Genomic DNA, 19,721 nt, shown 5'->3' with positions numbered 1-19,721 from the left:
GCAGTAGCCCGGACAGCTGTCCGGCTCAGTCGAACAGGTCGCCCTGATCAGCCTGCGATTTCTTCATCTTCGCCCGAACCCGCCGCGCGGTGCGCTCGTGCATGTCGGCCGCGGCGGCGACCTCATTGGCCGTGGCGCCCTGGGCCAGCAGGCGGGCGGCCTGGATACGCCGGGCGCGTTGCCCCCGGGCGTGCGCCATGGGGATGGCGACCCGGCCGCCGCCCACTTCCTTGACGATGGCCGCGGCGGCCTCGACGCCCACCGCCTTGACCAGGGTGGAGTTCTCAGCCGCGCTCAGGGTGATGACCTGGCCGCCGCAGGCCGACAGCAGCTGCAGAGCCGTTTCCGAGCTGGTGGCCCGCTCCACGTCGGCCAGGATGCCCGGCAGCCCGCTCATGGCCGCCCCTCGCTTCGCAGCCGGGCCAGCTTGATCTCGGCCGCCAGGGCGTCGGCCGTGGCCGCCTGCAGGCGGGCCTGGCGGGCGCGGATCTGGCCATGGGGGGCATAGCGGCAGGACCGCTCCGCACTCGCGCGCTCAGCCTCGGCCTGGGCGACCCGCTGGGCCGCCTCGGCTTCTTCGCGCCAGGTGAAGAGGTCGGCCGGGGTCATCAGTCGCCCCGCATCATCGCTTCTAGCGGGCCGGCCGGAGCGGGATCGTACTGGGCCAGATAGGCCTTGGCGGCCCGCCGCCAGCACTTCGCCGGCCAACCGTCAGAGCAGAACCCCGGGCGCGCGGCCGCCACGGCCTGTCGGCGGGCTTCAAACGGCGTGTCTGCTGACAGGGACTCGTGAACCGCGTGGATGCGATCCTGGGCCAGGAGGGACCAGCGGCCGGTCATTCCGCACTGCCTTCGCCAGTCAGGGTCGCCCGCAGCCGGACGCCCGCCGCCGCGATCAGCTTATCCAATTGCGCTTCGGTGATGCCCTGCAGCTGGGCCACCGGCTCTCCCAGGGCGCGGAGCTGGGTGTTGTAGAGCCGCGCCTTCAGTGTCCAGACCTGACGGCCGGCCTTGATCATCGACAGGTCCTGGCTCCAGCCGGCGCGCTCGGCCATCGCCTTCAGCGCCTCGATCAGCCGATAGCCCTGGCCCTGGTCCGCCCATTGCAGTCGATCGACGCGGAGCTGGCGCTTGGCGAAGGCCTCAAGGCTGGCTTCGGTCGAGGAGCGGACCACGCCCAGGTTCCAGAGCGAGATCCACATGGCCCGCGCCTTCAGCGCCACCGGGTGGGTCGCGGGCCGGCGGCCGGAAACGGGCGCCGTACCCGTTCTCGCCTTGGCGGCGGCCTTCGGCTTCCAGCCCTGCCGCTTGAACTCCGCTAGGACCGCGTCGAGTTGATCGTCATGACAGTCGCCAGCCGAGCGATGACCCGTGATGCGCTCGATCACGTCGCGGCGGGCGTCGTCTTTCAGGCCGAGTTCCTTGGCGGCCAGGTGAACCTTGGCCAGCATGGCACGTCGGCCGGCAGGAACCGGCGCACCGGCGATGGCGCGGGCGGCGCTCACCGCGCACCTCCCAGCCGACCCACCAGGCGCGTCTGCAGGGTCTCCTCGGCGACGAACCACTTGTCGGAGCGCCGGCGCAGGCGGACCTTGAGGACAAACGGCACGCCCTCGGGATCTTCAAAGGCGGCGGTCCAGGTCTGGGCCGTGGCGCCGCCGGTTATCGTGACCGTCGCTGGCGGCGTCCAGCCGACGGCGGCCAGGCGGAACAGCCCTTCGACCTCCGGGCTCCAGTCGATGACCTTGCTCAGACGCGGCGACCGGCGCGCGGGCTTGCGACGGGCCATCAGCGGACCCCCGAATGCAGCGGTTCCACTGTCACGATGGACCCATCCCGGGCCACCAGGCGCACGCCCAGCGCCGGCACCTGCAGGCCGGCCGCGCCCTTGGCGATCCAGCCATTGGGGTCGGCCGCCCGGATCGCCTGGCGAACCAGTTCGATGTCGTGGCCTTCCACCCGCTCGAGCCAGCGGACGACGGCGTGGTCAGTGACGTGGACTTGGAAGCGGGTGGGAAAGCTCATGAGCCTCCCTCCAAAGCGGCGAGCTGGCGCTCCAGCCGCGCCACAGCAGCCCGCGCCGCGATCAGCTGGCGCAGCAGATGCCGCCGTCGCGGCGCCTTCAGTTCGATCTTGCCGACCTCTAATCCGAGGGTCTCTGCGATGTCTTGCACCGCCCCGACCTCCTCTGGGTCGCCGGCCAGATAACGGGTGGCCGCCGCACCGGACGCCTCATAGAGAGTCCCGTGATTGCGTCGGAACTCCCGCTCCAGGGCCGGCCAGGATCGATCTGGACGCCAGTGCCGGGCAAGCATGACCGCCCGCTGCCGCACTGCCATGACGCCGCCTGCTCTCAGGCTGGGAACAACCAGGATATCCTCGGGATCAAGGCAGGCCTGGGCGGCAGTGGCAGCGATGATACGGCGGACGGTGATGCGGGGCGCATCCATCAGGCCGCCTCCGGTTCGTGGGTCGCCAGCTGGTGAGCGGTGACAACGGCCATGGCGCCTCGCATGGCCTCGAGGGCGGTGCGCAGCACCGCCCACTCGGCCTCGGTGACCACGGCCTGACGCCGGAAGGCGACAAATCGCCGCCCGATCTCGGCCACCGTCTCGGCCTCGAAATCGGACAGCACGCTGGAGACCCGGCCGAGCAGCACGCCGGCCGAGATGATGTCCAGCACCTGGGAATCGACCATCATCAGTGCGTCCCCCCGGCTTGGGGTTGGGCCATGGCCACGGCGCGCTCGGCCTGCTGATAGATCTGGACCGCCAGATTGAAAGCGTCGCGCGGCGACATGGCGGCCACCGCCCGGGCCGCGGCCTCGGCGTCGAACAGCCGGAGGTAGACCAGGCCATGGGCGTCGAAGCCCACGCCCACCGAGGCGGCGATCACGCAGCGCGGGGCCGGGGCCTCGGCCTGCGGGTTGGTTGGGGTCTGAGCGTCCATCACGCGGCCGCCAGATCGATGACGACCAGCTTCCAGGCGCTGGTCCGGGTCTCGCGGCGATGGAACCGGAAGTATTCCTTGGTCCCGAGGGGCCGGATGCTGTCGGTGATCGCCTGCATGGCCCGCAGCCAGCGCGGATCCTCGCTCTTCAGCCGCAGCAGTTGGAACAGCCGCGTGGGCGAGACCTCGCCCTGTTTGTCGACGTTGAAGGCGTCCTGGACGATGGCCTGGATTTCAGGGCCGCTGGTCGAGGCCCATTCCACCAGGCACTCGTCCACGAGGGCCTTGGCCTGTTGCAGCTCCGGACCGAACGTCACCCGCTCGGCGGTCTGGACGGTGACCCGCAGCAGCCCATCGAAGGACTGCAGCATGACGTTGCCCTTGATGCCGCCGCGAACCAGGCCGTACTCCTGGGCCAGCAGCGCCAGGAAGCCGTAGACGTCGTCGGAGGTGTGCTCCTTGAACCGCTTGATCTGATCCGAGAGGTCGGTGGCGTAGGCGTGAATCTTGCGGACCACCTCGTCCATCAGCAGGTCGGTCGTCTTGATCGCCGCCACGGGGACCAGGTTGCCCCTGACGTCGTGCATGTAGTCCTGGCCGTTGACCGGGACGACGGGAGCGGTCGGCGTCGGCACGGCGCGCTCTTGAGTCTGAGCTTCGATCATTGTGTGTCTCCATAGGTCGGGCCGCCCAGCTGGCGCTGGGCAGGCGTTTGGTTGGAAAGGAAGGCGGCGCGGGCCGCCGCCATCTGGGCGGTGCGCACCTGGTCGGGACGCCTGCGGATCTCCGGCGGGCGCCAGGGGCCATGGACGGCGCCCAAGAAGGTCCGCCAGCGCCGGACGGCGGCCAGCGGCTTCACGGCAGGGTCTCCCGGACGAACCGGCCCAGCACCGCGGACTTCGGCGTGGCTGCTACGGCCGGGGCCTCGCCCTGCAGGCCGGAATTGAGCCGGGCGAGAGCCGCCTCGGGCGAGCGCCCAACAAGGGCCCAGAGCGCCAAGTCGCACTCCGCCTTGAACCGGCCGGTGGCCTCGGCGATCTCGTCTAGGCCCTCGCCGCCCATGGCGAGGGTGTAGACCGCCGCCAGGCCTGGCAGGGTCCACGGCCGCTTCACGCCCGGCCCCCATCGAGCACGATGAAGCGGCCCTCGATGGGCGGTGTCGGCGGTTCCTGGGGCTGTGCCAGGGCCGCCTCGATCTTCCGCATGCACCGCTCGAACTCGATCCGGTCGAGGCAGTTGTTCTCCACCAGCACACGCAGGTGGCGGGCTGCGCCGCGGGCCTGCAGGGTGGGGTCAAGACTCGTGTTCATGGCGGCTCCCTTCACAGGCCGTGCGTGACGCCCGAGAGCTGCTCGAAGGCGGCTCGCAGGTGGTCGAGGGTCAGGGGTTCCTGGCCGCCACGGGCGGCCAGCAGGGCGGACTCCATCGTCATCTCGATGTTGCGGAGGCCGCCGGGCTTGGTGGCGATCAGCTGGCAGAATGAGATCTCCGCCGAGGTGATCTCCTCGCGGTTGGCCTCGGCCCAGGCGCGCGCCAGGGCCGCGGCGTCCTCGGCGTCCGGCGCCACGATCCAGCGGCGCTGCGCGAAGCGGGAGGAGACCTGGGCGAAGGCCGCCTGGGTTCCCGTCGTGCCCACCCGGTTGTAGGCCATCTCGTTGCCCAGGAAGGCCACACCCACCGGCGAGCCGGCCGCCCGCGTCCGGTCATTGATCGCCCGCAAAGCCTCGATCGCCTGCTCCGACAGGTGCTGGGCTTCGTCGATGATGATCAGGCCCTTGGCCTCGACCGCATGCTGATGGATCAGCCGCATCAGCGACTGGGGCGTGCCCCTGGCGTCGGACACGCCCATGGCCGCCAGGATCTCCAGCAGCATGGTCGGCACGCCCCGGGTCGAGGGGTCCATGGCCGTGTACCAGGTGCGCGGATTGTCCTCTCGGAACTGCCGGGCCGTCGCCGTCTTGGAGACGCCGGGCACGCCCGTGATCAGGACCATGCGGCCGGTCTGGCGCGCATAGCCCATCAGGGCGGAGATCTTCTTGGAGCCCTTCAGCGCCACGTAGACCGGCGCCACCGGTAGCTGGCGGCGCATGGCCTGTTCGGCGTCGAGCGCCTTCAGCCACCGGGTCAGCTTGGCGGCGATGTCGATCTTGCCGGCTTCGTTGGGGTAGCTACCGTTCAGATACTGGCTGAGCGAAGAGGAAGGCACCTCGGCCTGGCGACCGATGTCGGCCTGGCTCAAGCCCCCGCGTTCACGGACGCGCTTGACCCGTGTGATCAGCTCGGCGTGCTCGGCCTCGGTGAACTCTGTCTTGCCGGGGATGACGTTCATGAATAGCTATCTCCTGTTCGTGCTTCTTCAGGCCCGCTCGGAGTTGCCGCTCCGGGCGGGTTTTCCTTGTCAGCGGCCCAACAGCGCGGTGACGCCGCGCTCCCAGTCCGCTTCGAAGTCGGGGGATGCGCCGCGGCCCAGGCGTTCGGCCTGGCGCGGGGCGGTGGGGACCAGCTGAACCACCCGGCCGTCCGGCGTGGGCGTCTCGGGCGGGGCCAGTTGGGCGTGATGGGCGGCGACCTCGCGGGCGCTCAAGCGGCGCGCGGCGTTGGCCGACAGTTTCTGGCCGCGCTCCCAGTCGCGCCGGGCCTTGTTGTGCTCGCGGGCGTCGGACTGGCGATCGAAGCTGCCAGCCTCGATCCGCGCCGCCTCGGCCAGCAGCCGGCCGTCGGTGCTGTAGACATAGGCCGGGGCGTCCATGCGCTCGGGGTCGAACCGGACGATGACCCGCTGGCGCTTCAGGGCGCCAAGCTCGGGAGACCAGTAGCGGTGACCTTCGACCTTCACCGCGCCGGCCCGGGGGTCCATGGCCACCGGCTTCGACGCCAGCATGCAGAGGCGCAGCTGCTCGGGCGTGAGGCGGCGGATGGGCCGGCGCGCCAGGCCCTCTTCGAAGACCTGGTCGAAGGAGCGCCCGGCCATGCCCTGGCCGGTGCGACCGAGCTGGGCGTTGTAATAGGCCAGCTCGCGCCGGACGATCGCCTCGAACTCGGCGAAGGGGACCGCCCGGGCGCCGTAGTTCTCGGGCTTCGACACCGTGTTGTGGCCCGTATAGGCCCCCTCGAACTCGGCCCGCTTGGCGATGTCGTGGGCGAAGTTGCGGAACGACCGCTCGATCGGCTTGGCCTGGCCCCAATAGGGCTGGGCGAAGATCGCCTTGACGCCCAGGGTCTTCAGCAGGCCGTCCGGCTCTTCCTCGGGCGTCTTGCCCCACCGCAGGCGCGCCTGGCCGCCAGAGATCGCCGCCGCGGCGTTCTCCCGGCCATTGTCCATGATCAGGCTGTCGAAGACCCCGTAGTCCCGGAAGGTGTCGCCCAGGGCCAGGCGGACCAGGTGGTGGTTCAGCGTGATGTCGAAGCGGATCGCCAGGATCTTGCCGCTGGCGATGTCCTGGACCGCCAGGGAAAGCGGCCGGGATTCCAGGCCGTTCGGCCAGCGAACCCGGACGTCCCAGGTGTGGCCGTCCAAGTTGCCGACCTGCATCGGTGCGATGCTTGAGCGGTCGCGCTCCAGATGCGGGAAGGCGTGGCTCAGGGCCTCGGCGCCCTGGCGAAGGAAAACCTGCACCGGCAGCGGGATCTCGGCCTCGAGCCGGCGCTGCAGGGTCTTGGCCGAGGGCAAGGTCCAGCCCCGGTCAGCGGCCAGGCGCTCGAGGTTCCGGTAGCAGGCCGCATGCGTCGGCTTCGACTGGCGAAGATAGTCGGCCTTGTAGAGCTCGAAGGCCTCGCCGGGGCACTCGCAGGTGGCGCTGCGCCCGGCATACTCCGGGGCCAGATAGGCCGCCCTGTCGTGGCTAGCGACGCCGGCCACCCGCCGGAACCACTCAAAGACCGTGCTGGCGCTGAAGGGGGGCTTCGCGCCGGCCGCGCGGGCCTCGCGGGCGGCCTGCTTGACCACCTCCTCGACGGCCGAGGCCTTGCCCAGGCCCTTGCGATGCAGGCTTTCGACCCGCTCGATCACCGCCAGGCGACGCTGCGCCTCATCCTTCAGCGAGGCGGGCAGCCGCTCCCAGCGTATCCACACGCTTTCACGGTCCATGCGCTCGGCGGCGGGCGCTTCGCGCATCATCATCTGGGCGCGGGCCACCTCCGGCAGCAGCGAGAGGTGATACTCCGTCCCGCCGCCCCGGCCGCGCCGGGGCCGGGCCAGGGCGCCGCGGATATCGCAGACCGCCTGCGCCCAGCCTTCGCGCTCGGCGAGCTGCTGGACGCCCCGCTTGGTTGTCGCCAGGCCCGGCAGTTTCAGCTCGGCCAGCTCGGCCGCTGAAAACCACTCCTGGGCCATCCCCCCCGACGTCATCATCATTTCCGGCCCCGGCTAATTCGAACTTCAAGAGGGGCCTGGCTGCGCAGCGTCTTGGCCTTGGCCAGCAGCTCGCGGCCATGGGCCTCGGCCAGGCTGGCCTGGGCATGCCGGGCCTCTTCGCCCTGCAGCAGCAGCACGCCGTCGTCGTGCAGGCAGACGTCCCAGAGCCACAGGCAGCCGGTCGCCCGCACGAAGGCGATGAAGCGGACCAGGCTGATGTTGTGGGTGATCTTGGATGGCGCGGTGTAGGCGTAGAGCTGCTGGGCGGTGACCTCGTCGTCACCCAGCAGGTCGGTCATCTCGGCGGCGACGACGGGGACCGTCTTTCCGCACTCGCGGATGGCCTCCATCATCGACATCGAGATCTGGCGCTTCATATCGAGCGCCTTGGGCAGGCTCTGCGGCGCCCGCACCGGCCAGACCTGCTCCACGTCGAACAGATCCCGCGTCTGGGAATCGCCTCGCGTCTTAGCCATGGGCGTGACTCTGGCTAAGGTGTCGCCAGTAACGGGAGCTATCCATGCCGACAGCGATATGGCCCACCCCCAACTCGGCAGCTGATGCCCTGCTGGTTCGGCTGCTGGAAAAGGTCCTGCCGGACTGGAAACGACGGGCCGTGCAAGAACTGACGGGGTACGACGTCGCCGAGTTCCTCTGGGACGTGATCGCTCCCTTAAAAGGACGCGCAGCGCCGACGGCGCAGCCCTTGGCTGAGATAGAAGTTGACGCCAGCCTGGCTGCCTTGGCGGAAGGGGCAGACTTCTCATTCGACCGGCTGTCGTCGGCCGCCCAAGATGTCTTCCATGCTCGCCTGCTGGTCGCTCTGGCGGGGGCGATGGTTGCCGGAGCGGAGGGAAACGCTGTCATGCTTCTTCCCCTCGGCCTGCCGGAGGCTGAGCGATCGCGCGCCGTACTTGTTCGGCTGCTTTATCAAGCCCCTCTTTCGATCGAAGGGCTCGACTGAGCGCCGAATGTCCGCGGCGCATCACGGCGAGATCAAGCGGGTGTGGGGTTGTGAAGCGGTCACGCATCGGCCCGCTCCACCACCCACCCGCCCGGCAGCGGCTTGCCCGCCAACTCGTGCAGGATCGCTTCGCGGGCGACTGGCGATGCCTTGCCCCAAAGCGCCTTGAAGGCCTTCAACGTTTCGTCGACGGGCGTTCGCGCGGTCTGTGTAGGGATGACGCCGGAGGCCTTCGCGAGGGCGTCGGAAACGCTGCGGTTCTCACCCTCCAGCAGGATGTCGATCACCGGGGCCTTGTCGGCCTCGGGCAGGGACGCCAGCTGGCGCAGGACGCCTTCGTTCTTGGCGATCCAGGTGCCGCGAAGACGGGGAATATCAGCGATCAGGCCGGCATATGCCTGGCAAGCGCGGTACACCGTGCGCGGCGACAGCCGGGCTTCCGCGGCTGTCTCCTCTGCGAAGCCCATGAGCGACCGGACATAGGCGTTGGGCCTTTTTGTCAGGCTGACAAAATTCTTCGGGGGGCGCCCACGCCTTCCACTCCGGACCGGCTCCGCGACGACTTCTTCGGGGTGGCGCTCGGCATAGAGCTCGAGCCGCTCGGCGACATGCAGAATGAAGTCCAGGCCGCTGACCTCGCCGCGGATGAGGTTTTCATCGACCTCCATCTGACGGGCGTCCAGGTCCGTAAGGACGCGAACCTTGCATCGCACCGTAGCCAGGCCGAGCTGCCGGTGAGCGGCGACCCGTGTCGCACCCGCCACAAGCTTGAACAGCCCGTCCTCACCCTCAAGCGGGCGCACGGTCGGCAGGTGGATGAGGCCGACTTCTCGGATGGAGACGGCAACCTCAGCCACCCGGGCAGTATCAGGCGTGCGTAGGCGTTGACCCAGCACGATGCGGTCCAACGGGATGTCGAGCTCGACCGCTGTCACCGGACGTTGTGCGGAAGCAGTCATGCCTAACGCGCCCCCGCGAATTGACGGTGCGTTTCGGAACGATTCCGACTATTTTGATCACGAACGTGACGGGTTGCGAGCCGACGGCCATAGGGGTCGTAACGGTCTGGCCAAAGAACTTGAAGAGGGACGCCCAGGAAGGACGAGATCACCGATTCGCCTGCGGGCGAGGGCCTTACGAGAGCTACGCGGCACGCGCTGTCGCTTAGGCCGTTGTCCAACGCCAGTTGGGTGACCGTGGTGCCACGCTTGCGGATCGCCGCTTTGATGTCTTCACGGTGCCAACCGTGCTGTTTGGCTCGGGGCGGTGCCATTTAGCCTCAATCTCGTAACGAACGGCACGAGATTGGCGACAATCGTTTCGGATATCAAGTCCCCACTTCAGGGCGCGATGACGCTTGGATCAAATTGTCGCGGACTTCGATTACGACGGGTTCGCTCAGCGGGCGAAGGAGGCGATCTTCCCAGAGAAGATCACCGCCTTTGCGACCCGCATCGGCATGCAGCACGGCACGGTGTCGAAAGTGCTCAACGTGCGCGGCTCCATGGCTCCCCGCCTGGACATCGCAGCGAAGATCGCCGAGGGCGCTGGCGTGACCTTAGACTGGCTTGTGTTTGGGCGTGGGGACGGGCCTGGGCACGCCGACCTAGTCCAGGTTCCCCGTTATGACGCCCAGTTGGCGGCCGGGGCTGGGGCATGGAATGAAGGACGCCTGAAGCTCGAGGACGTCCCCTTCACGAAAGCATTCCTCAAGGAGCAGCTCGGCCGCGACACCGCGGCCGGCCTAGTCATCGTCACCGCCCGCGGCGACTCCATGGAGCCCACCATCTCAGACCGTGCCTGGCTTTTGGTGGACGAGGCCGAGCAGCGCGTCTTCGACGGCGTCTTCGCCTTCGTCCTGGCCGACGAGGCGCGGGTGAAGCGCCTGCGCCGCCTCACCGACGGCCTGCTGCTGATCTCAGACAACGACTCCTACCCGCCGGAAGAGGTCCGCGGCGAAGAGCTCAAAAAGCTGCAGATCATTGGTCCCGTTCTCACCACGATCCAGCCGATCTAGGGGAGGAGCGGTGCTCCTGGGGGAAACCGAAATCCGGCCGCTTGGGCGGACAGATGACGTGTGTCCTTCGTGCGGGGTCGAGCTGGCGCGCCGACCTGGTCGCAAGGCGAGCTGTCCACATTGTGGCGAGTACATCTATGTCAGGACCCGCCCCTGGGACGGGCGCAGGGTCCTGGCGAGCGAGTCCGAGACTGTAGAAGTCGAGGCGCAGTGGCGTGCGTTTTATGATTTCAAATGGGGGATCCGGCAAATGGCGCTGGAATTCCCGCAGCTGATGCCCCTCTTCGATGATCTTCACACTGGCCGGCGCGGACAAACCCCAGTGGACTGGCTACATCTGGAGGCGGTGGTTTCGGGAATTCCTGCAACTACCGAAAGCCACTATCGGGACCTGATCCAGACCATAAAAGAACAGCAGAGTAAGAGGACTGCCCCATGAGCGAGGTCGACCAGCAACCCCCCGTTTCGCCTTACAGCATCTTCGGATGGACACTATTTGCCGTTGGCTTGGGCTTGGTTGCATGGGCTTTCACCATCGATCCCAGCGTCTCTGTCCGTGATGCGGCACGGCTCATGGAGATGCCGGGAGGCGGACTGCCCATGGCTGAGACGCGGGTGAACAACATCGGCCTGCTGATGCGTCAGGCGCTACTCTGCATCTGCGGCTCGGGCTTCATGGTCGCCGGAGCGGTCTTCGCCTGCAGGCGCTGAGTGCGTTCCCAGTTCGTAGACCGCGCCAACCTGCAGATGCCCTCGCTCTTACCGGCTACAGCTCTGTAATCATCGACTTTTTTGGAACTGGGAACAACATGCCGAAGTGGGAAGGGCATTTCCCAGTTCGCTTCCCACTTCCATGCGGCCAAAACGCGCCCGCCGGAGTGGCCAGGCTGCGCCCTCGAACGCCCTTCAAACACCCTTCGAGCGCTGCTCAACCCTTATGGATCAAGGCTTCCCGCGGGCCACGCCGACCGCGCGTCGAACGCCCCTGGGCGGCCCGTCGAATGTCTAAACCGCACTCCGGTTTTGACTGTCCAAAACGCCCTTGAGGGCCGATTCTGGCCCGATCCGCCGGACAACCGCCTCGCCGCCCGACCGACCCCCGAGACGGCCCAAAACCCTTGATTCCAAAGGCCCCGTCCCACCTTGTCCCGGGTTATCCCGCCTCATCCCGCCTACTCCAGGATCAAGTGTCTAGGCACAGAGCCTGTAGCGCTCGGCGCCATGGGGACGCAGCTCCATCAGGATCACCTCGTCCAGCTGGGCCCCACGCCAGACCGACTGCGTCAGCAGGTCGTGAGTGGCCGACAGGGCCAGCAGGCGAGCCTCGAAGGCTTCGCGGAAGTCGGCTGGGCTGGCGGTGGTTCTTAGGGTTTGGGCGGCGATGGCCTGGACGGTGGCCAAGGTGTTCTTCACCCGGTGGTTCAGCTCGTCCAGCAACAGCTTCTGCTGGCGCTCGGCCCGCACCCGCGCGGTGACGTCGCTGCCTTCGATGAACACGCCCCAGGGAACCCCGCGGCCATCGAGGATGGGTTGATAGATGAAGTCCAGGAACCGCTCCTCCGGCGGTCCGTCGGCCTGCCTTTGCAGGAGAACGCTGGCGGCCTGCCCCACATAGGGCTGCCCGGTGCGCATCACTTCGGTGAGGATGTCCTGGAAGACCTGGCCCTCGAGCTCGGGCAGGGCCTCCAGCAGGGGCTTGCCGATCACGGCGCGGCGGCCGATCAGGCTCTGATAGGCGTTGTTCACCAGCCGGAAGACGAAGTCCGGCCCGATCAACACGGCCATGAGGCCGGGCGCCTGCATGAACAGGTTGCGGATCTGATTGGTCTCCTCGACCAGGATCAGATTGGTCTGCTGAAGTTCCCGCGCCCGCTGGTAGAGCTGGGTGGCGCTTTCGATGGGCGGCTCAGCCGGACCGCCGGAAGGGCCATATGCGATGTCCTTCAGCCGCTCGATCTCTGTGACGTCCACCGTGTTCTGGAGCACATGGGTGACATTGCCGGCCGGATCGAACAGCGGGGTGTGAACGGCCGACCAGAAGCGCATCTCGAAACCGCCGCCCAGGGAGACGGGCAGGGGAATGGCGTAGGGGATGAGCGCCAGGGTGTCGGGCTGGCCGGTGTCCAGGACCCGTTGAAGCGAGTCGCGAAGCTGGCGGCCACCCTCGCCGGGATTGGGAAACAGGTCGAAGATGTTGCGGCCGATCAGTTCCTCACGCGACCGCTCGGTGGTGCGCTGATAGGCGAGGTTGGCCTCGACGAAACAGAGATCGCGGTCGAGCACCATGTGCGGGCTCGGCAAGGTTTCAAACAGCGCCCTGAAGTCGATCTGCGGCAAAGCTACCCCCATATTTTCCGGTAACGCTCTCACCGGGGAAGCGATCCACAGGGGCGTATCGGCCCATAGCGGGCGGCCCTTGAGACATCAACAATCTCGTCCGCGTGTAAACGCCGCGCCTCTGGGTCTGGCGCTCTGAGTCGCCTATATCGGCCTGATGGTTGAACCCGACGCCGCGCCGCCGCTCATCGGCGCCGCCCTCATCAAGGATCACGTCAAGCGCCTGCCCGACGCGCCCGGCGTCTATCGCATGGTCGGCGAGGACGGCGAGGTGCTCTATGTGGGCAAGGCCCGCTCGCTGAAGAAGCGGGTGACCCAGTACGCCCAAGGCCGCTTCCACACCCAGCGCATCGCCCTGATGGTGGATCTCACCCGGTCGATGGAGTTCGTCACCACCCGCACCGAAACCGACGCCCTGCTGCTCGAGATCAATCTGATCAAGCAGCTCAAGCCCCGGTTCAACGTCCTGCTGCGGGACGACAAGAGCTTCCCCGAGATCGTTATCCGCCGGGACCATGACGCCCCCCAACTGCGCAAGCACCGGGGCGCCCACACCATCAAGGGCGACTATTTCGGCCCCTTCGCCAGCGCCTGGGCGGTGAACCGCACGCTCAACACCCTGCAGAAGGCCTTCCTGCTGCGGTCCTGTTCGGACAGCGTCTACGAAACCCGATCGCGGCCGTGCATGCTGCACCAGATCAAGCGCTGCGCCGCGCCCTGCACGGGGCTGGTCTCCCTGGAGGACTATGGCGCCCTGGTGAACGAGGCCGAGGCCTTCCTGCGGGGCAAGAGCCGTGCGGTGATGGCCAAGCTGTCGGCCGAGATGCAGGCCGCCTCCGACGAGATGGAGTTCGAGCGCGCCGCCCGCCTGCGCGACCGCATCCGGGCGCTGGCCTCCGTCGCCCAGGAACAGCAGATCAACCCCGAGAGCCTGGAAGAGGGCGACATCATCGCCCTGCACGGCGAGGGCGGTCAGGCCTGCGTCCAGGTCTTCTTCTTCCGCGGCGGCCAGAACTGGGGCAACCGCGCCTATTTCCCGCGGGTCGACAAGAGCGATGAGGCCGCCGACGTCATGGCCGCCTTCCTCGGCCAGTTCTACGAAGACAAGCCGATCCCCAAGCTGATCCTGACCAATGTGGAGCCGGCTGACCGGGACCTGCTGTGCGAGGCCTTCGCCCTGAAGGCCGGCCGCAAGGTGGAGATTGTCCAGCCCCTGCGCGGCGAGAAGCGCCAGCTGGTGGAGCACGCCCTGACCAACGCCCGCGAGGCCCTGGGGCGGCGGATGGCCGAGAGCTCGGCCCAGTCCAAGCTGTTGCTGGGGGTCTGCGAGGCGTTCGGCCTGGAGGCGCCGCCGGAGCGGATCGAGGTCTATGACAACAGCCACATCATGGGGACCAACGCCGTCGGGGGCATGATCGTGGCCGGGCCCGAGGGCTTCCTGAAGAACCAGTATCGCAAGTTCAACATCAAGGGGACCGACCTCACGCCGGGCGACGACTACGGCATGATGCGCGAGGTGCTGCGTCGTCGCTTCGCCAGGATGGTCAAGGACGAGGAGGCCGGCGATGCCGCCCCGCGTCCCGATCTGGTGCTGATTGACGGCGGTGCAGGGCAACTGGCCGCGGCCCAGGAGATCATGGCCGATCTCGGGGTGGACGATATCGCCGTGGTGGGCGTGGCCAAGGGACCGGACCGCGACGCAGGTCTGGAGCGGTTCTTCATGATGGGCCGCACGCCCTTCATGCTCGAGCCCAAGTCGCCGGTGCTCTACTACCTGCAGCGCCTGCGCGACGAGGCCCACCGGTTCGCCATCGGCAGCCACCGGGTGCGTCGCGCCATCGACATGAAGAAGAGCCCGCTGGACGAGATCGACGGGGTCGGCCCGGGACGCAAGCGCGCCCTGCTGCACGCCTTCGGATCGGCCAAGGGCGTGTCCCGGGCCTCGGTGGACGATCTGGCCAAGGTGGATGGGGTCAGTCTGGCCCTGGCCCAGCGGATCCACGACCGGTTCCGCAAATAGGCGCCGGATCGCCGGTCCGTGCGTTATGGTCGGCGAACACTACGGAGATGTCCCATGCTGCTTCGTCTGACCCTCGCCGCCGCCCTTCTCGCCGTGCCCGTTGCGGCCGGCGCCAGTTCTCCCGACGCCTGGAATGAATTCCGGGCCGAGGTCCGCGCCAAATGCCTGGCCCAAGCCCAGGCCCAGGGCATGGGCAGCCCCGACGTGGTCGTGCATCCCTTCGGCTCGGAATCCTATGGGATCGCCGTGCTCCGCGAGGGCGACGACAAGCGCATCTGCATTTTCGACAAGCGCACCAAGGCCGTCGAACTTACCTGATCGTCTTAAGGACCGAAGGCCCCGATGAAAGCCCTGCCCAATATCCTGACCTCCCTGCGGCTGGTCCTGGCCCTGTTCATGTTCGTGGCCCTGGCCACGGCGGCGGGGGGAACACCCTGGCTCAGCGAGCGGCTGACCATGGAGGGTCAGTTCTCCCTGCAGCGTTGGGCCTTCATCGCCTTTGTCATCGCCGCCAGCACCGACTGGGTCGACGGCTGGCTGGCGCGCAAGATGGATGCGGTCACGGTGTGGGGGGCGATCCTCGACCCGATCGGCGACAAGGTGCTGGTCTGCGGCGCGGTGCTGGGCCTGATGGCCCTCGGGCCGCAGCCGCTGGTGCTGCTGCCGGCCGGCCTGATCCTGTTCCGCGAGTTCACCGTCAGCGCTCTGCGCGAGGTGGGGGCCGGCAAGGGCGTGAAACTGCCGGTGACCATGTTGGCCAAGTGGAAGACGGCGTTGCAGATGACGGCCCTGGGGGCCGAGCTGTTCGTCGCCTCCTGGGGCGCCTTTGGCCTGCCTCAGACGCCGGAACTGCTGGGACCGGCCAGTCTGGTCGCGCACACGCTGTTCTGGCTGGCCGCCGTGGTGACCCTGATCACCGGGGCGCAGTATTGGGAGCAGACCCGCAAGGCTCTTGCGCCCGGCTAGACCGCGGCTTCTGGGGCGAGGGGCCGGGCGAAGGCCGTCGGCCACCCGCCCGATCCAGTTGCATCATGCGAACCAGCATCGCTTCGCCAGCCATGCGCAGCATCATCGACCCTCTCCCTGCCTCGGTGCGATCCGTCTCGCCTGGGGTTATCGATATTGAGAATGAATCTCATATTTGGTCAAGAATGAGACGCCGAGGGGAGCAAACGTCACCGTGGCGCGTTAGGGTGACCGCGAACAGCTGAGGAGATTCTCATGCGCCCCCTTCTTCTTTCCATGGCCGCCGTCGTGGCCCTTTCCGGCGCGCCGTCCCTGGCCGCGGCCCAGACCGCCTCGGGCACGCCGCTCGGCAACTTCTTCGCCTGCGAGGCCAGCGGCCAGCGCCAGGAAACCGGCGCCCTGCTCGGCGGCGTGGCCGGCGCCCTGCTGGGCAGCCAGGTCAGCAAGAACGAGCGCGCCCTGGGCGCGGTGCTGGGCGCGGGCCTTGGCGCCGCGGCCGGTTCCTGGGTCGGCTGCCGGATGCAGGTCAGCGAGCAGCAGCGGGTCGTCAACGCCGTTGAAACCGCCCTCAACACCGACCGCAGCCAGACGTGGAACGATCCCACCACAGGCACGACCGGCCGGGTGGACATCATCAACGCCAATGTCGGCGGCGGCGGTGGCGGCGGGGTGTCCTACGGCCAGGCGACCTCGGCGGCCAATCTCCGCTTCGACGGGCGCGTGCAGCCCCTGCGCACCTCGTTCGAGCCCACCAACGCCCAGTTCACCACGTCCAGCACGGTGAATCTCCGCGGCAGCCCCAGCGCCAATGGCGCGGTGGTCGGCCAGCTGCGCGGCGGCCAGACCTTCAATGTCGCCGGTCGGGTGGCGGGCGACCGCTGGCTGCTGGTCGAACAGAACGGCTATGTGACCGGCTATGTGGCCGAATGGGTGGTGCAGCCCGCGGCCAGCGGCGGCGGCTACGCCAACGCCAACTGCAAAGTCGTCCAGCAGACCATCCAGCCCCGCATGGGTCAGGCCACCACCGAGCGCTACACCGCCTGCCGCGAGGCCGGTGGCGGCTGGCGCCTCACTTCCGCCTGATCGCTCAGGCTGACGGACAAGATCAGGGCCTGGGCGCGCAAACGCCCAGGCCCTTTTCATTCAGGACATCGGGTTGGCTTCCGGCGGGGGATCGCCAGGCAGGGGGATGAACTCCTGGTCGTCGGCGTCGGGCAGCTTCATGCGGCCAGCCCGCCAGTCGGCCTTGGCCTGCTCGATCCGATCCTTGGATGACGAGACGAAGTTCCATTCGATGAACCGCTGGCCCACCGGCTCGCCCCCCAGCAGCATGACGATGGCCTCGGTGACGCCCGTGAACAGCACCGGCTGGCCCGGCTCGAACACCAGCATCTGGCCTTCGCTATAGGTCTGGCCCTCCACCTCAACCTGGCCGCGCGCCACATAGGCCGCCCGCTCGGGATACTCGGCGGGCAGTTGCGCCCGGGCGCCCGGCTGCAGGGTCCAATGGACATAAAAGAGCGGTGAGTGGACCGGCACCTTGGACTTGGCGCCAAACGCCGCCCCGGCGATCAGCACGGCGCTGAGGCCCGGCTCGTCGTGGCGGACCAGCTCGTCTGCGCCGAAATGCACGAAGCCGGGGTCGGTCTCCTCATCGGCTTCCGGCAAGGCGATCCAGGCCTGGATGCCGTCCATCCTGCCGCCCTCGTGCCGCAGATGCTCGAACCGCTCGGAGTGGGTGATCCCCTTGCCGGCCGTCATCCAGTTGACCTCGCCGGGCTTGATCTCCTGGATCGCGCCGACGCTGTCGCGATGGGTGATCTGGCCGTCAAACAGGTAGGACAGGGTCGATAGCCCGATATGCGGGTGGGGCCGCACGTCCACATTGGCCGGAAAGCCCGGATCGAACCGCGCCGGCCCCATATGGTCGAAGAAGATGAAGGGCCCGACCATCCGGCGGGGGCCATAGGGCAGGACCCGTCCCACCTCGAAGCCGCCCAGATCCTTGCGGCGCTGCTGAATCACCCGTTCGATCGTCACGGTCGTCTCCCGTTTGGCTGTGCTTGCCAGCGACTATAGAACGTCTCGGCGCCAAGGGCAGTTGGAGGATGGGCTTGAAGCCGGATCGCGAGACCTACCGGCCGCCCTGGCTGTTGTGGGCGGTCGCCGCCCTGGCCATTCTCGTTGGAGGGCTTTCCCTCTATCGCGAGGTTACGGGGCAGAACGATGGCTCGGACCTCAGGGCCGACCCACGCCTCGCGCCCGTTCATCAGGCGCAACTGCTGGAGGTGGCGCGCACGGCCTATGCCCTCCTGCGGACGCCGGAATTCGCCGCGGTTCTGAAGGCGGCGGCCGACGACCAGCCGGTCTACGTCTCCCGCGACCGGGGCGAGCGGTCCGCCGAGGCCGTTCTGGCCGATCTCACCGGCCGGGGCCGCTACCTGCCGGTCCGGCTGGTCATGATGGACCCGTATGCCCCAGGCGCCCGCGGCCACTACGCGGCCGGCGGCGGCGTCGGCTATGTCAGCCAGGATGGCGAGATCCACCTGCCGCCGGACGTGCTGGCCGACTGGGCCTCGGGCGACCTTGTCCGCCAGTCCTGCGCCCTCAACACCCTGGCCCATGAGATCGCCCACACCATCTCGATCTCGCCCTTCGTCTTCACCCCGGCCTTCACCGACACCCGCATCGGCGAGCGCGCCATTCCCCGCCGGGACGGGGGCGACAGCCCGGTGGCCTCCTATCTGATCGGCTCGGCCGCCCAGTGCGCCTGGCTCCAGCAGCAGGGCCGGATTGTAGCAAGCGAGGTCCGCGCCTGTGTGAATGTGTTCGGAACCCGAGGTTTCAACGACCGCTGCCGCGCCTTCACCGCCGACGAACCCATCCGCGAACGCCCCGGCCTGCCCCCGCCCATGCGCCCGCTCTAGCCTCAGGCGACGCGGGGGGCGTAGGGCCCCAGCGACTCCAGGTCCTGGTCTGCGTCAGGCCACCGGCGGCGAAGCCATGAGGCCGCCCGCCGGGCCCACCCGGCCAGGTGCGGCAGGCGCCGATGGTCGGATGCGGCGTCGGCCGCCGCCTCCAGAGCCGCCACCATCTGCAACCGGCTGGCGTCGCCCCACGGCCGGGCGTCCAGCCGTTCGAACCGGGTGAGCCGTTCGCAGGCCCGGGTCAGACAGGCCGCGGCCATGCCGAGGCCAAAGACGTCATCGTCCTCGGCGGCCGGCACCCCTGTCGCCAGCGCCGCCCGGTAAATCTGTTCGAGCGCCGCCCGCTGGGACGGCCCTGCCACCGTCAACCAGGCTGGCCCAGGCACGTGCATGGCCGCCGCATCCACCAGGGCGTGCCTGAAGTCGGCGGCCTCGAAATCGATCAGACGACCGTCGCCTTCGTGCGCCAGGAAGTTGTTGGCTTCGCAGTCTCCATTGGAAAAGACCTGCAAGGGGCCGGGCGCCAGCAGGGTGGCGAAGGCCGTCGCCAGATCGGCCTCGACAGCAGGGCCAAGCGGCAGGCCGAGCCCTGCGAGCCCCTGCATCATCGCCAGGGCCGCGCGCGCATCGACGATCCGCTGGTCGGTCGGCGGCGCGCCGCTCCGGATCAGCGCGGCCTCGAATTCGGCCCGTCGTCCGCTGGTCCGAGCCGCCAGTTCGCCTGAGGCCTGGGCGAAGGCGGCGAGCCCCGCCCAAGCCCCTGCGACGCCAGCCTCGCGGATTTGCTGATCCAGGGCGCGGCGGGGCGCCAGGTCCTCCATGACCAGCAGGCCGGCGGCCAGGTCGCTCGCCAGCAGCCGCGGCGCGCTGGTCACCCCGATATCCTGCAGGAAGATCAGGGACGCGTGCTCCACAAGGATCTGCCGCCGATCGCTCCTGACCGCGCCGCTGCGCCGCCATTTCACGATCACCGGGACACGCGCCTTCTCCAACTGGCAGCGCATCACCGACCAGGGCTCCAGCCGAGCCCAGCTGACGATGCGGTCTCCGAGGAGGTCCTCCAGCGTTTCGCGCGCAGGGCCGCCGTCTGTGTCCATCTCTTCCCCCAGCGGTTCGCTACGGGCGCGGTGTGACGGCCTGACGACAGCTCGGGCTGGCTGTGGAGCAGACGCGCTTCGCTTCGTCATA

At 68.3% G+C, this 19,721-nt stretch carries 29 protein-coding genes; 8 read left to right on the top strand and 21 right to left on the bottom strand.

Features of this window, described 5'->3' with window-relative positions; all coding sequences use genetic code 11:
• Positions 1–25: 25 nt before the first annotated feature.
• The 16 genes from Q8L83_RS08205 to Q8L83_RS08130 form a co-directional block, all read right to left on the bottom strand.
• On the bottom strand, positions 26–397 hold the full coding sequence (locus Q8L83_RS08205) for a helix-turn-helix domain-containing protein (protein ID WP_305285880.1): 372 nt from the start codon (positions 395–397) through the stop codon (positions 26–28).
• Entirely contained in the window at positions 394–609 is a 216-nt protein-coding gene (locus tag Q8L83_RS08200) for a hypothetical protein (protein WP_305285878.1), read from the bottom strand. Before Q8L83_RS08200 ends, Q8L83_RS08205 begins: the two co-directional genes overlap by 4 nt.
• Positions 609–839, bottom strand: coding sequence for a hypothetical protein (locus Q8L83_RS08195; RefSeq protein WP_305285876.1), 231 nt, complete (start codon positions 837–839; stop codon positions 609–611). Before Q8L83_RS08195 ends, Q8L83_RS08200 begins: the two co-directional genes overlap by 1 nt.
• Positions 836–1,504 (bottom strand): regulatory protein GemA, encoded by a 669-nt coding sequence (locus Q8L83_RS08190; protein WP_305285874.1) that lies wholly within the window; start codon positions 1,502–1,504, stop codon positions 836–838. The genes Q8L83_RS08195 and Q8L83_RS08190 overlap by 4 nt, the downstream gene beginning before the upstream one ends.
• Positions 1,501–1,788 (bottom strand): hypothetical protein, encoded by a 288-nt coding sequence (locus tag Q8L83_RS08185; protein WP_305285872.1) that lies wholly within the window; start codon positions 1,786–1,788, stop codon positions 1,501–1,503. Before Q8L83_RS08185 ends, Q8L83_RS08190 begins: the two co-directional genes overlap by 4 nt.
• A complete protein-coding gene (locus Q8L83_RS08180; RefSeq protein ID WP_305285870.1) occupies positions 1,788–2,024 on the bottom strand; it encodes a hypothetical protein in 237 nt (78 codons plus the stop codon). Before Q8L83_RS08180 ends, Q8L83_RS08185 begins: the two co-directional genes overlap by 1 nt.
• Positions 2,021–2,449: a hypothetical protein gene (locus Q8L83_RS08175; RefSeq protein ID WP_305285868.1), complete on the bottom strand. Its 429-nt coding sequence runs from the start codon at positions 2,447–2,449 to the stop codon at positions 2,021–2,023. Before Q8L83_RS08175 ends, Q8L83_RS08180 begins: the two co-directional genes overlap by 4 nt.
• A complete protein-coding gene (locus Q8L83_RS08170) occupies positions 2,449–2,700 on the bottom strand; it encodes a hypothetical protein (RefSeq protein WP_305285866.1) in 252 nt (83 codons plus the stop codon). Before Q8L83_RS08170 ends, Q8L83_RS08175 begins: the two co-directional genes overlap by 1 nt.
• Positions 2,700–2,948 (bottom strand): hypothetical protein, encoded by a 249-nt coding sequence (locus Q8L83_RS08165; RefSeq protein ID WP_305285864.1) that lies wholly within the window; start codon positions 2,946–2,948, stop codon positions 2,700–2,702. Before Q8L83_RS08165 ends, Q8L83_RS08170 begins: the two co-directional genes overlap by 1 nt.
• Entirely contained in the window at positions 2,948–3,613 is a 666-nt protein-coding gene (locus Q8L83_RS08160) for a DUF3164 family protein (protein ID WP_305285862.1), read from the bottom strand. The genes Q8L83_RS08165 and Q8L83_RS08160 overlap by 1 nt, the downstream gene beginning before the upstream one ends.
• Positions 3,610–3,807, bottom strand: coding sequence for a hypothetical protein (locus tag Q8L83_RS08155; RefSeq protein WP_305285861.1), 198 nt, complete (start codon positions 3,805–3,807; stop codon positions 3,610–3,612). Before Q8L83_RS08155 ends, Q8L83_RS08160 begins: the two co-directional genes overlap by 4 nt.
• Positions 3,804–4,061: a hypothetical protein gene (locus Q8L83_RS08150; protein ID WP_305285859.1), complete on the bottom strand. Its 258-nt coding sequence runs from the start codon at positions 4,059–4,061 to the stop codon at positions 3,804–3,806. Before Q8L83_RS08150 ends, Q8L83_RS08155 begins: the two co-directional genes overlap by 4 nt.
• Positions 4,058–4,258, bottom strand: coding sequence for a hypothetical protein (locus Q8L83_RS08145; protein WP_305285857.1), 201 nt, complete (start codon positions 4,256–4,258; stop codon positions 4,058–4,060). The genes Q8L83_RS08150 and Q8L83_RS08145 overlap by 4 nt, the downstream gene beginning before the upstream one ends.
• Positions 4,259–4,269: 11 nt before the next feature.
• Positions 4,270–5,277, bottom strand: a complete 1,008-nt coding sequence (locus Q8L83_RS08140; RefSeq protein ID WP_305285855.1) for an AAA family ATPase — start codon at positions 5,275–5,277, stop codon at positions 4,270–4,272.
• Positions 5,278–5,346: 69 nt separating this feature from the next.
• A complete protein-coding gene (locus Q8L83_RS08135; RefSeq protein WP_305285853.1) occupies positions 5,347–7,302 on the bottom strand; it encodes a transposase domain-containing protein in 1,956 nt (651 codons plus the stop codon).
• A complete protein-coding gene (locus tag Q8L83_RS08130) occupies positions 7,299–7,778 on the bottom strand; it encodes a hypothetical protein (RefSeq protein WP_305285851.1) in 480 nt (159 codons plus the stop codon). Before Q8L83_RS08130 ends, Q8L83_RS08135 begins: the two co-directional genes overlap by 4 nt.
• Positions 7,779–7,822: 44 nt before the next feature.
• Here Q8L83_RS08130 and Q8L83_RS08125 point away from each other — a divergent pair, with 44 nt between their 5' ends.
• Positions 7,823–8,266, top strand: coding sequence for a hypothetical protein (locus tag Q8L83_RS08125; RefSeq protein ID WP_305285849.1), 444 nt, complete (start codon positions 7,823–7,825; stop codon positions 8,264–8,266).
• A 59-nt stretch (positions 8,267–8,325) separates the two neighbouring features.
• On the opposite strand, the gene Q8L83_RS08120 is transcribed toward Q8L83_RS08125, so the two are convergent.
• Together Q8L83_RS08120 and Q8L83_RS18625 are read right to left on the bottom strand one after the other, a co-directional pair.
• Positions 8,326–9,225 carry a ParB N-terminal domain-containing protein gene (locus Q8L83_RS08120; protein WP_305285847.1) on the bottom strand — a complete coding sequence of 300 codons (900 nt, stop codon included), beginning with the start codon at positions 9,223–9,225 and terminating at the stop codon, positions 8,326–8,328.
• Between the two features lie 2 nt (positions 9,226–9,227).
• Positions 9,228–9,539, bottom strand: coding sequence for a helix-turn-helix domain-containing protein (locus Q8L83_RS18625; protein ID WP_370868371.1), 312 nt, complete (start codon positions 9,537–9,539; stop codon positions 9,228–9,230).
• Positions 9,540–9,623: 84 nt separating this feature from the next.
• Between Q8L83_RS18625 and Q8L83_RS08115 the strand changes: the two genes are divergently transcribed.
• Both Q8L83_RS08115 and Q8L83_RS08110 read left to right on the top strand, forming a co-directional pair.
• Complete coding sequence (locus Q8L83_RS08115; protein WP_305285844.1) at positions 9,624–10,283, top strand: helix-turn-helix transcriptional regulator; 660 nt, start codon at positions 9,624–9,626, stop codon at positions 10,281–10,283.
• A gap of 435 nt (positions 10,284–10,718) precedes the next feature.
• Positions 10,719–10,994, top strand: a complete 276-nt coding sequence (locus tag Q8L83_RS08110; RefSeq protein ID WP_305285843.1) for a hypothetical protein — start codon at positions 10,719–10,721, stop codon at positions 10,992–10,994.
• A gap of 480 nt (positions 10,995–11,474) precedes the next feature.
• Here the strand turns inward: Q8L83_RS08110 and Q8L83_RS08105 are convergent, their stop codons facing one another.
• Positions 11,475–12,620, bottom strand: a complete 1,146-nt coding sequence (locus Q8L83_RS08105; protein WP_305285841.1) for a PAS domain-containing protein — start codon at positions 12,618–12,620, stop codon at positions 11,475–11,477.
• 157 nt (positions 12,621–12,777) lie between these two features.
• Between Q8L83_RS08105 and uvrC the strand changes: the two genes are divergently transcribed.
• The 4 genes from uvrC to Q8L83_RS08085 all read left to right on the top strand — a co-directional run bounded on the left by uvrC (position 12,778) and on the right by Q8L83_RS08085 (position 16,689).
• Positions 12,778–14,640 (top strand): excinuclease ABC subunit UvrC, encoded by a 1,863-nt coding sequence (gene uvrC, locus Q8L83_RS08100; protein WP_305285840.1) that lies wholly within the window; start codon positions 12,778–12,780, stop codon positions 14,638–14,640.
• 54 nt (positions 14,641–14,694) lie between these two features.
• Entirely contained in the window at positions 14,695–14,958 is a 264-nt protein-coding gene (locus Q8L83_RS08095; RefSeq protein WP_305285839.1) for a hypothetical protein, read from the top strand.
• A 24-nt stretch (positions 14,959–14,982) separates the two neighbouring features.
• Complete coding sequence (gene pgsA / locus Q8L83_RS08090) at positions 14,983–15,606, top strand: CDP-diacylglycerol--glycerol-3-phosphate 3-phosphatidyltransferase (RefSeq protein ID WP_305285837.1); 624 nt, start codon at positions 14,983–14,985, stop codon at positions 15,604–15,606.
• Positions 15,607–15,861: 255 nt separating this feature from the next.
• Entirely contained in the window at positions 15,862–16,689 is an 828-nt protein-coding gene (locus Q8L83_RS08085) for an SH3 domain-containing protein (RefSeq protein ID WP_305285835.1), read from the top strand.
• Between the two features lie 60 nt (positions 16,690–16,749).
• On the opposite strand, the gene Q8L83_RS08080 is transcribed toward Q8L83_RS08085, so the two are convergent.
• Entirely contained in the window at positions 16,750–17,640 is an 891-nt protein-coding gene (locus Q8L83_RS08080; RefSeq protein ID WP_305285916.1) for a pirin family protein, read from the bottom strand.
• A gap of 80 nt (positions 17,641–17,720) precedes the next feature.
• Here Q8L83_RS08080 and Q8L83_RS08075 point away from each other — a divergent pair, with 80 nt between their 5' ends.
• Positions 17,721–18,533 (top strand): hypothetical protein, encoded by an 813-nt coding sequence (locus Q8L83_RS08075; RefSeq protein WP_305285833.1) that lies wholly within the window; start codon positions 17,721–17,723, stop codon positions 18,531–18,533.
• A 2-nt stretch (positions 18,534–18,535) separates the two neighbouring features.
• Here the strand turns inward: Q8L83_RS08075 and Q8L83_RS08070 are convergent, their stop codons facing one another.
• Positions 18,536–19,630 carry a hypothetical protein gene (locus Q8L83_RS08070; protein WP_305285831.1) on the bottom strand — a complete coding sequence of 365 codons (1,095 nt, stop codon included), beginning with the start codon at positions 19,628–19,630 and terminating at the stop codon, positions 18,536–18,538.
• Between the last annotated feature and the right edge of the window lie 91 nt (positions 19,631–19,721).

The organism is Phenylobacterium sp. (genome assembly GCF_030680185.1).
Lineage (GTDB): Bacteria > Pseudomonadota > Alphaproteobacteria > Caulobacterales > Caulobacteraceae > Phenylobacterium.
The sequence above is the reverse complement of the archived record's forward strand: the minus strand, read 5'-3'. Positions and strand labels throughout refer to the sequence as shown.

Excerpts from the sequence above, each read along its gene's own strand:
- Q8L83_RS08205 (WP_305285880.1), bottom strand. The coding sequence starts at position 397 with ATGAGCGGGCTGCCGGGCATCCTGGCCGACGTGGAGCGGGCCACCAGC.
- Q8L83_RS08200 (WP_305285878.1), bottom strand. The coding sequence starts at position 609 with ATGACCCCGGCCGACCTCTTCACCTGGCGCGAAGAAGCCGAGGCGGCC.
- Q8L83_RS08195 (WP_305285876.1), bottom strand. The coding sequence starts at position 839 with ATGACCGGCCGCTGGTCCCTCCTGGCCCAGGATCGCATCCACGCGGTT.
- Q8L83_RS08185 (WP_305285872.1), bottom strand. The coding sequence starts at position 1,788 with ATGGCCCGTCGCAAGCCCGCGCGCCGGTCGCCGCGTCTGAGCAAGGTC.
- Q8L83_RS08180 (WP_305285870.1), bottom strand. The coding sequence starts at position 2,024 with ATGAGCTTTCCCACCCGCTTCCAAGTCCACGTCACTGACCACGCCGTC.
- Q8L83_RS08175 (WP_305285868.1), bottom strand. The coding sequence starts at position 2,449 with ATGGATGCGCCCCGCATCACCGTCCGCCGTATCATCGCTGCCACTGCC.
- Q8L83_RS08170 (WP_305285866.1), bottom strand. The coding sequence starts at position 2,700 with ATGATGGTCGATTCCCAGGTGCTGGACATCATCTCGGCCGGCGTGCTG.
- Q8L83_RS08165 (WP_305285864.1), bottom strand. The coding sequence starts at position 2,948 with ATGGACGCTCAGACCCCAACCAACCCGCAGGCCGAGGCCCCGGCCCCG.
- Q8L83_RS08160 (WP_305285862.1), bottom strand. The coding sequence starts at position 3,613 with ATGATCGAAGCTCAGACTCAAGAGCGCGCCGTGCCGACGCCGACCGCT.
- Q8L83_RS08145 (WP_305285857.1), bottom strand. The coding sequence starts at position 4,258 with ATGAACACGAGTCTTGACCCCACCCTGCAGGCCCGCGGCGCAGCCCGC.
- Q8L83_RS08140 (WP_305285855.1), bottom strand. The coding sequence starts at position 5,277 with ATGAACGTCATCCCCGGCAAGACAGAGTTCACCGAGGCCGAGCACGCC.
- Q8L83_RS08135 (WP_305285853.1), bottom strand. The coding sequence starts at position 7,302 with ATGATGATGACGTCGGGGGGGATGGCCCAGGAGTGGTTTTCAGCGGCC.
- Q8L83_RS08130 (WP_305285851.1), bottom strand. The coding sequence starts at position 7,778 with ATGGCTAAGACGCGAGGCGATTCCCAGACGCGGGATCTGTTCGACGTG.
- Q8L83_RS08125 (WP_305285849.1), top strand. The coding sequence starts at position 7,823 with ATGCCGACAGCGATATGGCCCACCCCCAACTCGGCAGCTGATGCCCTG.
- Q8L83_RS08120 (WP_305285847.1), bottom strand. The coding sequence starts at position 9,225 with ATGACTGCTTCCGCACAACGTCCGGTGACAGCGGTCGAGCTCGACATC.
- Q8L83_RS18625 (WP_370868371.1), bottom strand. The coding sequence starts at position 9,539 with ATGGCACCGCCCCGAGCCAAACAGCACGGTTGGCACCGTGAAGACATC.
- Q8L83_RS08110 (WP_305285843.1), top strand. The coding sequence starts at position 10,719 with ATGAGCGAGGTCGACCAGCAACCCCCCGTTTCGCCTTACAGCATCTTC.
- uvrC (WP_305285840.1), top strand. The coding sequence starts at position 12,778 with ATGGTTGAACCCGACGCCGCGCCGCCGCTCATCGGCGCCGCCCTCATC.
- Q8L83_RS08095 (WP_305285839.1), top strand. The coding sequence starts at position 14,695 with ATGCTGCTTCGTCTGACCCTCGCCGCCGCCCTTCTCGCCGTGCCCGTT.
- pgsA (WP_305285837.1), top strand. The coding sequence starts at position 14,983 with ATGAAAGCCCTGCCCAATATCCTGACCTCCCTGCGGCTGGTCCTGGCC.
- Q8L83_RS08085 (WP_305285835.1), top strand. The coding sequence starts at position 15,862 with ATGCGCCCCCTTCTTCTTTCCATGGCCGCCGTCGTGGCCCTTTCCGGC.
- Q8L83_RS08070 (WP_305285831.1), bottom strand. The coding sequence starts at position 19,630 with ATGGACACAGACGGCGGCCCTGCGCGCGAAACGCTGGAGGACCTCCTC.